4 protein-coding genes are annotated in these 15,132 nt (G+C 32.9%); all 4 read right to left on the bottom strand.

What is annotated here, in order from left to right:
• Positions 1–5: 5 nt before the first annotated feature.
• The 4 genes from ABDB96_RS01985 to ileS all read right to left on the bottom strand — a co-directional run bounded on the left by ABDB96_RS01985 (position 6) and on the right by ileS (position 14,931).
• A complete protein-coding gene (locus ABDB96_RS01985) occupies positions 6–3,746 on the bottom strand; it encodes a hypothetical protein (protein WP_343251119.1) in 3,741 nt (1,246 codons plus the stop codon).
• Positions 3,747–3,785: 39 nt separating this feature from the next.
• Positions 3,786–9,659 carry a hypothetical protein gene (locus ABDB96_RS01980; RefSeq protein ID WP_343251118.1) on the bottom strand — a complete coding sequence of 1,958 codons (5,874 nt, stop codon included), beginning with the start codon at positions 9,657–9,659 and terminating at the stop codon, positions 3,786–3,788.
• 25 nt (positions 9,660–9,684) lie between these two features.
• A complete protein-coding gene (locus tag ABDB96_RS01975; RefSeq protein WP_343251843.1) occupies positions 9,685–11,889 on the bottom strand; it encodes a TonB-dependent receptor in 2,205 nt (734 codons plus the stop codon).
• A gap of 333 nt (positions 11,890–12,222) precedes the next feature.
• A complete protein-coding gene (gene ileS / locus ABDB96_RS01970; protein ID WP_343251842.1) occupies positions 12,223–14,931 on the bottom strand; it encodes an isoleucine--tRNA ligase in 2,709 nt (902 codons plus the stop codon).
• Positions 14,932–15,132: the final 201 nt, after the last annotated feature.

Below are 15,132 nucleotides of genomic sequence, written 5' to 3'. Positions count from 1 at the left end.
TTATTCTATAAATTTACATCCGTGTGTTTACGACGGTTTGCAGCAATAATTGAATTGGCATATTTGCGAATTTTCTCACTCGACAATCGGCCTTCATCATCAGATACTTTTAGAAAAACAGCCTTTCTTGAATGTGGTTTAAAAGTTTCTTGCATTTGGTTATTTTGTTCGTCAGCAGACATCGGATTTTCATTAATTTGATCATGATTAAAAACCTGATCATAACCATACGGCGGTTGCTGAAAATTAGCACCATTTTGTTCGAATGGATATTCAATTGGTTCAATAATTTGCGGATAACCATAAGGCGGATAATTATTTAATTCATTAAAATTAATTAAATTGGGATCTTGATAGTATTGGTATTGACTATTAACAATTGTTGGGTATTCAACTTGACTTTTTAATTTTTGCAATTCGTTATCAAACTTAGCACTAATTCGTTCCGTAATTTCTCTAGTTAATTTTTCAATGCTATTGCGTTCGTGTGCCTGCTTTAATTGTTCTTGTAATGAACTACGGCGATCTTCAAACTTCGCATAAAGATCTTGGGCTTTTTTTTGAGCGGCTTCGGCCTTAGCAATTTCCTGGTCAATTCTTGATGCTCGCAAAGCGTTTAATTTTTCAAAATAATTGCGGTTAAAAACTTCATCAAAGGATTGTGGTATCTGATTGTCTACTACAGATTCAACTTCTTTGCTGCCGTCATCTTGTGAGCGTTTTTCTAGTTCAAGTTGTGGATTTGTTGAGTTAATGTTGCTTTGTTCACCTTGGAAAGCAACCGGAATTTCAAAAATATTGTCGCTGGTGGTTCGCGTTTGTGGTGAAAAATCATCGTTTGAATCAACTAACAAATTATTTTTTTCTTGAAGCAAATTATCCCGTTCTGAAACAATGGTTTTCATTTTGGCTTCTAATTCAGTCAAGCGTTGGTTTTTATTTTTTAATAATTCGTCTTTTTCTGCAGCCCATTCCTTTGACTTTAATTGAATGATTTCTTCGAAGCGTGTTCTTTCAATGTCCAATTGGCGTTTTAAATTATCTTGTTCGTCCTTTAATTGACTAATAAAGTTTAACTGTTCGCCATTAACGATATCTTGATAAGCATTGTGCAAATCCTTACGCGTTAATTTTTCATCATTGTTTTCTAAAATTTCAGTAGTTTTGGCTTCAATTTTATTGTTAATTAAATGATGCAACTCTTTTTGTTTTTGAACTCATGCTGATTCAAAAGTCGATTTTAAATTAGCAATTTCTTTTTCATACTTACTGGCTTCGTCGTCTAAAATCTTTTTTCATTTACGTTCTTTATCTTCATTAATGCGTTGTAAATCACTAATTTCTTGCCGCATCGAAACTTTCAGTTTTTCAATTTCATCAGTTAATTTTTTAATCTCTTGATTATGAGTGCTATCTAAAAGGTGATTGATATTGGTAATTTCGGGTTTATTTGCACCATAAGGCTCCATTATATCTGGTGCTTTTTGTTTTTGAGTGCAATTTACTGGTAACAACGGATTACTACTGTAAGAATGGACAGAATTTATACTTCCATTGTTTTTAAACGGATTTGCAATCGGTTTAAAATCAAGCGGAATTTGTTTAGTAATGCCAATCTTTTTTTTATCAAGGAGGTTTTTAGTTTGTTCACTTAGATTGTCGACATCGGCAAAAAGACGACTAATTTTGGAATTAGCTTGATTGATGAATAATTTTAAGGCTAAATTGTTTGGAACCAATCCTGTCACCTTGACATCAACCCGACTCACTAATTCTTCTAAAGCCTCAGCAGCATCTGGTTTTAAATGATCAAGAGCTAAAACTAATTCTTCGCCTGGAGTTTGAACTTGCTCAACAAATTCGCGGTGACCAGTTAATTTTATGTCGTTTAACTCATTCCGAAAATTTTCAATTTCGTCAATTGCAACTAAATCAAGACTATTTTTTAGATGATGATATTTTGTTGAAAAACCTTTAACTTTATTTTGCAAATGCAGCGATAAATCATGAAAGTTAGCAACAAAACGGTTTAAAAGCACATTTAAACTATCGACGATTTTTTTAGTTTGGGAAGATTTTTGTAAATCTGATTGTGTTAACTTTTCTTCAGGGTGTTTGTCGGCAAAAAATGGAATAATTTCAGAAACATTTTTTTGAACAATCGCAGATTGGTTCTTTAGCATTGCTGGTTCAGCATTTAATGATTTAACAGTTAAATTTTGTAAATCAATTAACAAATTGTTCTTTTCTTCAAGCAGTTTATCCCGTTCTGAAACAATGGTTTTCATTTTATTTTCTAGTTCAATTAAACGGTTGTTTTTATTTTTTAATAACTGGTCTTTTTCTTGGGATCATTCTTTAGATTTTAATTCAATGATGTCCTCAAAACGCGTTCTTTCAATATCTAATTGACGTTTTAAATTATCTTGTTCAGCCTTTAATTGATTAACAAAATTTAGTTGTTCGCCATCAACGATTTCTTTATAAACATTCCGTAAATCATCACGAGTTAATTTTTGGTCATCCTTGTCGATAATTTCGTTAGTTTTCGCTTCGATTTTATCGTTAATTAAATGATGCAATTGTTTTTGTTTTTGAACTCATGCTGTTTCAAAAGTCGATTTTAAATTAGCAATTTCTTTTTCATATTTAGCAGTTTCGTTCGCTAAAATAGTTTTTCATTTTTTTTCTTTTTCTTCGTTAATTCGTTGGAGTTCTTCAACTTCCTCACGCATTAAACTTTTTAGTTTAGTGATTTCATCGGTCAATGAGGCTAAACTCTCTTGACGATCAGGATTTTGCAATTGGTTTTGAGCAGTTACTTCACCAACGTGTCCGTTTTCCAAATCAATAAAACTAGCACCTTTGTTGTGAGCAAACTGCGAGTTAGATTCACTGCACTTACTAGTTACTTCATCATGAAATGGAGTTTGCAAGGGTTTAAAATTCACCTCAGCTTCTTTCTTAACTAACGTGGACTTTTTTTCTCATAAATTTTTAGTTTGTCCAATAAGATCATCGACTTGAGCAAACAAGCGTTTAATTTTCAAAATGGCTTGTTTAACAAATAATTTCAATGCTAAATTATGCGGTACTAAACCAGTAACATTAACGTCAGTGCGGTTCACTAATTCTTGTAAAGCATCAACAGCATCTGGTTTTAAGTAATCAAGGGCTAAAACTAACTCTTCACCAAGACCTTGCAATTGATCCACAAATTCATGGTAGTGACTTGTTTTAAACTCATTTAGTTCCTGATTAACACTTTCAATTTCATCAATCGATACAAAATCAAGGGTATTTTTTAAATTGTAATATTTGGTCGATAGTTTTTTAACAATTGCTTGCATTCGTGCATGCAAATCTTGGAAGTTATTTATAAAGCGATTTAAAAGAACACTTAAGCCATTGATAATTTTCTTAGTAGTATCTGCTGCTTGAGCGGCTTGTTCTTTCTGCTGCTGAATTAATAATTGTTGTAATTCATGCAATTGGGCTGTTAATTGTTCAATCACTAAATCATCTTCATCATTTTTTTGCACATCAGAAACAACATCAACAAGCGAATTTAATTCTGGCGAAGGATTTGAATTATAGTGACATGCACCATCACTACCCAACAAATCATGCGAAGCTTGAATAAGTGCTTCTCGTTCCTTTTTTATTGTTTCAAGTTCTTGTGAAAAGGATTCGTCGGTTACATCAAGAAGTTGATTAGTAAAATTAAAATCGTTATCGTAAATCATAGTTAATTCCTTAAAAATATCTTGTGAAGCAAGAAATTTTTACTTTTTATTTAAGATGGCTTTCATGGCTGCGATTTGTTCATTAAGTTGAGCAATCTGACGTTTTTTAGATTCATTATTCGATGCTGGCTTTACTGCCGAAGAAGCGTTTGGATGATCGAAATGAGAACGTGATGCATCATGGCGGTGTTTGTTGAATTCAGCCTGTTCAGCCTTCTTCCGGTTAATGCTATCAATTAACGCTTGGCGTTCTTGAGCGTAGCATTGTCTTTCTTGCGATAAGATTTCTTTAGTTTTATTCATCAATTCAATTTGGCGATTCAAATCAATGCTTACTGATTGATCAGTTACTTTTGGGTTGTTTTTTACTTCTTTAGACAATGTTTTTAATTTTTCATGAAGTTGTTGTTTTTCTTGATTAAATTTTTTAAGTTCAATTTCAAAATTTAAACGCAGTTCTTTTACTAAATCAACCAGTTGTGATTCACGTTGTGACATCTCTTCTTTAGTTCTTGTTAAATCTTGTTTTGACTTGGTTAAGTCTTGTTTTGTTAACTCAATCAAGTGCAAGTGTTCGTCTTCAAATTTTTGACGTTGACTATCAATAAGTTGTTTAGCTTCTTCTAAAAAACGCTTGTTCCGTTCTTCAATTCGACTTAATTCGGTTTGTTTTTTTTGCAAATCATCAATTAACTTTTGTTCAGGCTGACGTTCTTTTCTTAAAAGTTGAAGTTCTTCTTGTAAGGTTTTTCAACGAACGGTAGTGATTTTTGCCAAACGTTTAAGCATGTCGCTAACGGCGTGATCATTTCTTTGTTTTTCTTGTGAAACGGCTACAAGGGCTCGCTGATCATGATGATCATGACGGTATTTTCTACGGTAATATTCATTTTCATGGCGTCTAATTTGTTCCATGAAAAAACGTTCTTTTTCTTCCTTACGGAATCTTTTGATTGCTTCAAGCTTTTCGGCTAATTCATTGCGCTCTTTGCTTAATTGACGCAACTCCCAGTGGTGGTTTTGTTGCATCATTTGTATTTGCTGCTGATTAATCATTTGCTGCATAGCAACAAGCGGATTTGTCGGCACTAAGTTAGGATTAGGTTGATAAGCATTGAAGGGAATCACTGCTTGAGCAAATTGACCATAGTCTTGTTGATACCCATATGTTGGTTGGTTGTTTCTTGAGCATGGATTGCAACTGGAAAAGTGGTTTTGGCAATTATTACTGTTATTTTGATAGTTACACATATAATTCTCCGAATGGTGATTAGAATGAAATTGCGATTTTTGTTGACTGGATAAAATTTCATTTTCTTTGATTAATCTTGTTTTATCAGCCTGCAGTTGTTCCAATTCTTCTTGAGTTTTTTCTGATTTAGATTTAATTAATTGGTGTTCTTGTTTTAGTTTGTTGCCAATTTTATTTAAAGTTTTTTCACGATTATCTAGGTTTTGATGAATTTGCGACAAACGGCGAATTTCATTTTCTTTTTCAACTTTAAATTGATCAAATTTATCAGCAATTTCTTTTTTAGTTGTCTCTAATTTAGCCATTTCGGCTTCGCGATCTTTAGCAATCTTTTCCAATTCATCTTTACGTTGATTTTGTTCTTTTTCAACAGCTTTAACTTTAACATAAAGTGATTTTAAGGCGTCGCGTTTGCTATTCAATTCATCATTGAATTTGTTTAAATGCTTTTGAGTTTCAACTTTAGATGCTTCTAATTTTTGTTGCTCTCTAACGATTGCTCGTTTCAAACGGTAGAATTGATCATATTGTTTTTGCAATTTGAACTGATTCACATCAATTGCCTGCGAGCGCTCTTCTAATTTGGCTGCATTTGCTTTAAAATCGTAAATCTTTTTATTTAGTAAAGATTCGCTTTTTTCAATTTCTTTATAACGGGAATTAATTTTTTCTAGTTCTTTTGATTTTGTTTGGTCAAATTCGCTTTTTTGTTGGTTTAAGTTAGCTAAAGATAACTCGATTTCTTTTAAAGTATTTGATTGTTCATTACCAACCTTTTTTAAACGTAATTCATCAATTTCAATTTGTTGTTTTTTTAATTGTAATTGTCCTTCTAAAGATCGTAACTTGCTTAGCATTATTGAACGGTTGTATTCAACTTCGGCCACACGTTTTTCAATCTGGATACGTTTTTTATTTAATTCAGCAAGTTGCTGGTTAAATTTATCTTTATCAGCACTGGTTATTTTTTTCAAAGATTGTAATTGTTTAAACTGTACTTCCAACTTATAAGCTTGTTTATCCAATTCGCTTTGACGGTTTTCTAAAGACTTTTGTTCATCACGAATTTGCGAAATTTCCGTTGATTTTTGGTGATCAAACTTGGAACGTTCTGTTTCCAAATGTTTTAGTGCTAATTCGATTTGTTGATCTTTTTCTTTTTGCAATTTTGTTTTTTGCAAAATTTGTTGTTCTTTTGTATTAATCAAAGCATTGCGTTTAGTTAGATCAGCTTGTAAAAGTTGCACCTGGCGCATCAAATTGGAACGTTGGTTTTCAAGTTCAAACTCTTGTTTTTTAAAAAGATTTTGTTGCGATGTTAAATTTTCTCATTCTTTTTTAATCGCATCGCGTTCCGATTGAGTGCTTGATGAAGCAGCATCTAATTCTTTGAATTTTCGTTGCAATTCATCACGCAATAAGTTGTTTTCAAGCGTCTTTTTTTCTAATTCAAAATGCCGTTGCTGAATTTGCTTAATTTCTTTTTTCTTAGTTTCGTCAAAACGTTCACGATCTTTGTTTAACTCTTGAACAGCTTCTTTTAATTTATCAGCACGTTCAACTTGTAACTTTGCCGTTTCCTGATTTTTTTGAAATTGACTTAATAAAGCCATTTCTTTGAAACGTAATTTATTTTCATAAAGCCGAACTTGTCGAGCCAAACTGGAACGCTCGTCATCAATTTTTTGATGTTCGTTTAACAATTCATCTTGACGTCTTTTAAGATCGTGCAATTGCTTATCAATTTCGGTTTGGGAAATTTTTTGGCTTGCAGAAACTTCTTGAAAATGTTTAAACTCTTCATCTAACTTGGCGGCATTTATATTAATTTCGTTCTCGCGTTCATTTAATTTCAAATGAACGGCATTAATTTTTTCAATGGCCTGTTGTTTGTGTTCGTCAAACTGTTGACGTTCTTTTTCTAATTGTTTTTCGGCCAATTCAAGACTTTCTTTTTGAAGTTGGTAACTGCGTTGTTGCTCTTTTGCAAAATTTTCAAAATCCTTGCGCCGCTGTACTAATTCGTCTTCATAAGCGTTTAAACGGTTGATCGAGTCAGAACGGAAATTTTCGAGTTGTAATTTGTAATTCTCAAGGCGTTTTTTTTCATTAACTACATCATCAATCTGTTTTTGTAACTCGTGTTTTTCGGATGCAGTTGCTTTGTTGGATAGTTCAATATCGGTTTTTTGCTTTTGAAGGATAGCAATTTGGTTTCTTAAAAACTGTTCTCGCGCCTTCAATTCGAGGGAAATTTTAGTAACTTCCCAAATGCTTTGCTGTTTTTGCAAATCAAAATCAGATTTTGATTTTTGAAATGATGATTTCGCTTCATCAAGTTCAGTCCATGCCTTAGCATTCGCCGCTTCGTTAACTGTACGTAAGGAATCAACTTCGGTTTTTTGCTTCTTCAAATCGGCTTCATAAGCTTTCAAATCAGCAAGCATAGTTTGCGTTTTTTGGTCAAGTTCTTTACGTTCGTGTTCTAAATTCAACTTGGTTTGTCTAACTTCGTCTAAACCAATTCTTAATTGTCTTTGTAAACTATATGAGTCTTCTTTCGATTCTTGGGCTTTAGCTAATTCGGCATTTAACTGGTTGATCTTATTTTGTGTTTGGGCTTCTTTAGTTTGTAAACGATCGTAAGCATCTTTTAATTCTTGCTCACGTAATTGCAAATTAACTCTTTCCCGTTTCATATTGTTTTCAAAATCAACTTGTTGACGCATCAAGTTTCTTTCGAAATCATGTAATTGTGCATCCTTTTGTTCTTGACGTTGCCGCTCAACCACATACAAACGTTCTAGTTCGGCTCTTTCGTTAGCAACTTCAGTTTGAATTCTAGCAATTTCTTGTTCGTTAATTTTTTCTTTTTGAATTAATTGTTCTTTTTGGTGATCAATGGCATCTTTCATGTGTTGCAATTGCAACAAGTGCCTTTCAATATCAGCCGTTTTCTTATTGTTTCATTCTTTGGCTGAATTCGCTTGACTTAAATGTTGATTGGCTTCAAGTAAAATATTATCAATTTCTTTACGTTTGGCATCTAAAATTTTTTCGGCATCAATTATTTTTTCTTTAGCAAGTTTTTGTTCTTCGGCAAATTTTTGAGCATTACGTTGTAAAGTTTGTTTTAAAAGTTCAACCTCAGAAACGCGCAACTGGTAATCATGCTCTAGGTCACGACGGTCTTTAGTTAAGGCATTTTCTTCTTCATTGAGTTTATTTTGCAAATCGTTCAGTTCTTTGACCGTGTTTTCACGCATGAACTGCAAACTTCGTGATTCATTTTCGAGACGATTTTTCTCATTTTTTAAATCTTCCAAAAGTTTTTCATTTTGTCTTTTTAGTTGCAAAGCTTCATCGTGTGAAATTTTTGCTTCGTTACGCTCATTGGCAATTCTTTGGGTTTCTCGCTGCAATTCGCCCATTTTTGTGGCGATTTCCAATTTTCGTGCATTAATATACGCGTCAGCTTCTGAACGAATTTTGTTTCGTTCCAATTCTTCAAGTTTAAATTGCTCATTGGCAGCACGAATTTTAGCATTAATCTTTTTTAGTTCCAAACTGAAATCTTCAAAGCGAGTTCTTTGCTCTTTTTGGAGTTTTTCCAGGCGTTGTTCTCTTACTTTGAGTGATTGTTCCAAATCCGCCAAACGCATTCGCCCTTGTTGTTGCTCAAATTCGAACAATTTTTTACGATTTTCTAAGTCAAGTTGTTCTTGGCGTAACACCTTGACTTCGGTTTGTAATTTTTCCCGTTCGCTATCAAGCAATTCATTATTTTTCTCATAGCGCTGTAAATCAAAATTTAGATTACGTAGTGAATCGTCAATTTTTTGTTGTTTATAGGCAATTTCATCATTAATTACAGCAATTTCAGAGCGGGCTTGGGCATTTTGGACATCAAACTCATTACGTTCTTGATCCAATTTTTTTTGTAATTTTCACAATTCATCAAATTCTTCATTTAACTGTTTTTCATATTGCTGTTTTTGTGATAGAAAATCATTACGTTCGATTTCTAGTTGGTATTTTAAATCATTAACATGATCTAAACTATCCGACTTGTAACGTTCGAGTTGGTTTCATTCAGAATTTAGGCGTTCTAATTGATCTTGAAGTTGGCGTTGTTGGTTTTCAAATGCTCTTTTATTTTCTAATGAACTATTTTGTTCTTTCTCCAAACGTGCAAGCCGTTCGTTAATTTCATTACGATGGGTTTCGATCTGGTTTTTGGTGCTAATTAGCAAATCATGTTTAAAATCGTAGTCGTCAAGAGAATTAATTTTATCTTCGCCGAATAATTCTTGCGTATTTCGGTGAGCACGAGCGGTTTGATTTAGGTGTTTAAAACCTTTTTGTAAGCGTTTGTAAAGTTCATTGTTTTCTGCTCACAAAGTTTCGTTTTCTTCACGAAGTTTTTCATTAGAAGAAATTTCATTGTTTAAATCTTGAACAACTTCATGAATCTTACTTTCAGATGATTGTAATTGGGCATTAGTTTCTACTTCTTTTTGAATATAACCATCATCAAAACCCAAATCATAAACTGACTGTGAAGAAGATTGAACTTTACTTTTTGACTTCGGCTCAAGCACATAAACGCTATCGGGAGCATGCTTGTATCGTGCTTTAAATTTCGTTGAATTATCGTACATGGTTTGCTTTTCCTAGTAAAAGTTACTATCCTAACTGTTCATTAATGCCACGACGTTGGAAGGACAATTGGATTTCTTCAGGTAATTGACTATCAGTTCATTGTTCATCATAAGCTCGATAAACTGGTGGTTGAACATAAACTGGTGCTAATTGCTTAGGTGCATCTGCATAATAGGCTTGTGGTACCATGCCAGGATTAGAATTGCACATATTGTAATTTTGACATGGTACTTGTTGGTTAAAGTTTTGTTTAAACATATTAGCAAGCATTCATTTTTCAAATCATGGCATGGCATTTTGGTAATCAAAAGGAACAAAAGGATTAACTGGAGGATTCATTACAGATCCTGGTAATTGTGGTGGGAGTGCTTGATATGGTGTCGCGTACGGATTAACATATGATGCAGGTGGCAATGCTAAAGGTTGCTGTAATTGAGTTGGTTGTTGAACGTAATGAACTTTCGGCGGGAGAAGTTGGTTCATTTTGTTGTTCATCGCAGCAACTTCCATAAGTAAACGTTGTTGATTTAAATACTGCTGTTGGGCTTGACTATGTTCATTAAATTTGGTTAGTCTACGTGCAGTTTCTTCGGCAATTTTAGCCTCATCAATTTGTTTGGTTGAATAATTGCCTTGAGCAATTGTCTCCATCCGCATCAATGCTTCATCCAACCGGTTTTCTAATTTGGAAACTTCTAAAGTTGGCGTAGGTGGTGTCTTTTTAGCAATCAAATCAACGACAGAATTTAACTTTCCTTCAATTAACTTATCATTCTTAACTAAAATTTCCTGCATACGATCATCAAGGGCAGCCATTTTTCTTTCAAGTTGTTCTTGTTGAACTTTAACTTGGGAATTAAGGTGATTAACTGATGATATCTTATTTGCCAAGCTGTTGGTCAATTTATCAATTTTATCTTTTAATTCGTCTTTAACCATCAAGATATTAGGATCGCTTTTCCCTAAACCAGAAATTTTATTTGCTAATGCATCGATTTTATCTTCAAGTTCAAGTTGTTGCTTTTTAAAAGTTGGATCAGGTTGATTCATATCAGCAATTTTAGAAGTTAATGCTTCAATTTTGGATCTTAATTCATTTTGTTCATGAAGTGAACTTGATTCATTTAAAGATAGTGATGAAATTTTGTTAGACAGTTCGTCAAATTTCTTTTCTAATAAACGTTTTTCTTTCGGATCAGAAAGGGTTTCAATTCGCTCAGATAATTCGCTAATTTTTTGTGTTGTTTCTGTCGGAAACTTTTCAACAATTGATGCTAAAAGATCTAACCGATCCTGAACATCTTTATTAACTGGTGCGATCACTTGTCCTTGTTGATCACTTCCTTGCATCTTTTTTAAAACAGATTCAAGTTGAGTTTCAATACGACGGTTGGATTCGTGTAAGTCGGCTTGTGAATTTTCCAATTCAGATATGCGATTCTTGGTATCATTTAGTTTTGGTGCCAAAGCATCTTCGAGATCGCTTACGGGAATATCAACCACATGCTCTTGAACATCCGAATTAACAACATGAAGGGGTTTAACAATCGTTGTAGGCTCTTGGATTAAAGCTTTAGCAACTGCATCTTGTCCATTAGCAAATGAATTATTTGCACTAGGCGAAAAATCATTTAATGGTGCTGCATCAGCCCTTTTTAGTTCTGGTTGATTTAAACTATGGTCGTCTTGATTTTGATCATAGGAGTTGTAATACGGATTTTGATCAAGACTTACTGGGTTACCATACTCATCATATTGGTATTGTAAACTAGGATCAACACCTTGATTTTGGTCATAAGCATTATTATATTGTTGACTGTATTGGTTTTGATCAAAAGGCAAAGGATTCCCATACTCATCATATTGGTATTGTAAACTAGGGTCAACACCTTGATTTTGGGCATAAGCATTATAATTAGAAGCATTATTATATTGTTGACTGTATTGGTTTTGATCAAAAGGCAAAGGGTTACCATACTCATCATATTGGTATTGTAAACTAGGATCGACTTGATTTAAATTTTGGTAATCATAGCCTAAACTAGAATTATTTGCCCCATAATCATAATTTTGCTGAGCATTAGAATTAACTGCTTGGTTCGGATCATTAGGATTATAATATTGATTTGCTGCTAATTGGGAACTGTCTGGTTGCATCGATCCATTCTGACCGTATTGTTGGTCAAATTGGTTATTCCCATTTTGGTTGAAATTATCGTTAGTGTTCATAAATTTTATCTTCAAGCCTTAGTTTAAAAATTATTTTCCATAATCATGATGTATGTATCGTGATAAAAATAGATTATCGCTGAAAAAACATGCATAACCAATAGTTTGTACCAAATAATTATATTATACCAAGGAGCATTTTACAATATTGTTTTATGGTAAAATAGGAGATTTTTATTATAAAAATCAAATCTGGTAACATTCTTTAACTAAAAGTGGAAAAATAGCAAACCAAACTAGCGTAATAAACCTTAAACTCTAAACAGCAAATGATAATTTTTTATATTTGTAAAATAGTTTGAAAGAACGTTATGCTACTTTTTAAAGTTGATATTAGATTGTCATCGTTTGACTAATCACATCATCGCAACGTTGACAAATCAAATCTGCAGCAAAGCTATCCGGTCCATAATGGGTTCAGCAACGTTCGCAACGCTTAAATTCTGATTTAAAAACTTCAGTTTCATTTTTATCGCCTAAAAAAACTTCGGCAACATTTAATCACGCCTTCAAGCGTCGGATTAAAAACTTTGGAGTCGTTTGGTATTTTTTGGCAAGGATTACTTTTGCTTCATTATTCTTATTAAAGATCTTTTGGTTTCGCGCTTGTTCTGTTTTTAAAAAAACATCATCTTTAATTTCGTTAAAAGTGGATCATAATTGTGATAAATCGACTGAACTAAGTGGGGCTCAAATTACGGGTTGATTAGTTAAAAAAATGCTTTCGGCTTTTTGGGGTGAATGGTAATGGGTGTATGCTTCTTCACAAGTATGAACTAAAATTGGGGATAAGCGGAATAAGAAATGTTCAAAAATATAATTTAGTGTCGCTTGAATTGCTTTGCGTTTTGGGTTATTTTTAGTATCGCAATACAAACTATCTTTAATTAATTCATAATACCATGTTGATAATTCAATCACCTGTTTATTCATAACTCTTACCGCATTTAAAAAATCAAATTTATCAAAGTAATCATCAACCTTTTGCAAGGTTTCATTAACACGGTGAATAACTAAATAATCAGCAACTGAAAGCTCGTAAGATGATAATGCATGGAAATCAAAATCATTCAAATTCGATAAAATGAAACGAAATAAGGTGTTACGTAACTTTCGGTAAAGTTCCACAACTTGATCTAAAATATTTTTACCGATGCGGTGATCATCATTGTAATAAATTGAGCACACTCATAGTCGCAAAATATCAGTCCCATATTGGTTACATACCGCTAATGGCTCGATCACATTACCAACTGATTTGGACATTTTTAGACCTTTCTCATCTAAAGTAAAGCCATGCGAAATCAATTGTTTAAACGGGGCAGCATTATGAGCAATCACACCACAAATTAATGAAGAATTAAATCAACCTCGGTACTGATCATTACCTTCTAGATAAAGTTGAGCCGGATAGTGCAAATGTTCCCGTTCTAGAACATTTCAAGATGATCCAGAATCAAACCAAACATCCATGATATCTTTTTCTTTGGTATAGTTTTTTGATGGATCATATTTTTCTGTTAAAAAGAAGGCAGCAGGTTTTTCAAATCAAGCATTAACGCCATGTTTTTCCAATAAATTAATAATGTGCTGAATTAATTTGGGATCAAATAGCGGGTTGTTATTTTCGTCATAAATAATCGGAATGGGCAGGCCCCAGACACGCTGTCGTGAAATGCATCATTCAAAACGATTGGTAACCATGTCAGTAATGCGTTTACGGAACAAATCATTTTGGAAAGTTACCTCCTTTAGAGCACCACGAATGTCGCGATGAATTTTTCGTAAATTCACAAATCACTGTTTAGTTGCTCGGTAAATTACTGGCTTTTTTGTGCGCCAATCATGGGGCTCAGTATGTTCGATAAATTTCAAAGCATGTAAATGCCCAGTTTTTTCTAAACGCATGCCAATATCTTTGTTGGCATCTAAATAAAATTTTCCCGTTAAAGAGTCATCATTTAAAGACGAATCAAAACAGCCTTCTTCATTAATCGGCACTAATAATTCCTTAATGCCATAACGTTTGCAAACTAAAAAGTCTTCAAGTCCAAAACCAGGTGCAGTGTGAACTAATCCTGTACCATTATCGTTAGTAACATGATCGCCTAATAAAACTTTACAAATCCTTGTTGGATATAGTGAATGTTTATACTGTAAATGTTCAAGTTCATTACCCATAAAAGTTTTAATAATTTCATACTGTTTTCAACCAATCATTTCCGCAACATTTGGTAATAGTTTTGCTTCAACAACATATAATTGATCATTCACTTTTATCAAAACGTAACTAAACTTGGGATTAGCTGAAATTGCTTGGTTAGAAGGAATTGTTCATGGTGTTGTTGTTCATATTAATAATTTCGTATTTTCAGAAACCAAACCATGGTTTTTGCTAACAACATCAAAGGAAACAAAAATACTTGGGGCTTTTGTTGTTTGGTATTCGACTTCGGCATCAGCTAACGCACTTTTTGAAGATCACGATCAGTAAACAGGTTTAAGGTCACGAAAAACCAAACCCTTCATAATCATTTTTTTAAATACTTCAAATTGCTTTTTTTCAAAAGCTGGTTCATAAGTGTAATAACAAGTTTGAAAATCAAAAAAAAGACCCAGTTTTTGAAATTGTTCTTTCTGATTATTGATTTGTTTTTTAGCAAATTCCAAACATAAATTTCGTTGTTCTTTAACTGACAATTGCTTGAAGTTACTAACTTGATTTGAAACTGTGTGTTCGATTGGTAAACCGTGAGTGTCCCATCCAGGAATAAAAGGTGAATAATATCCTTGATTAAGTCACAAGCGAACGATGATATCTTTTAGAATCTTATTAACAGCATGGCCAACATGGATGCTGCCATTGGCATACGGGGGACCATCGTGTAAAATTTTTTTTTGATGATGTTTATTTTGTTTTAACCGCTTTTGATAAATTTGTTTAATCTGTCATTCTTTTTGAATTTCTTGTTCTTTTATATTTAAATTTGCCTTCATTTCAAAATTAGTTTTTGGAATAATCAAGGTCTGCTTAAAATCCATATTTGTCTTCTTCCCAAATTCGTAAATTAATATAACTTCTAAACTTATTATAAGTAGTAAAATTTTACATTTTTTTTTAGTGAAAAAATGGGTTTTTTTAATAAAGATAGCAATCTTGATTTATAAGAATAATTTATACAATAAATCTGCAATAATTAACAACGAAACCAAAGAATTTATTTATTTGGTTAATAACATCAA

This window comes from Mycoplasma amphoriforme A39 (genome assembly GCA_000723365.1).
Classification (GTDB): Bacteria; Bacillota_I; Bacilli_A; order Mycoplasmatales; family Mycoplasmoidaceae; genus Mycoplasmoides; species Mycoplasmoides amphoriforme.
Note: the sequence above shows the minus strand (reverse complement) of the source record. Positions and strands in the feature narration are given on the sequence as shown.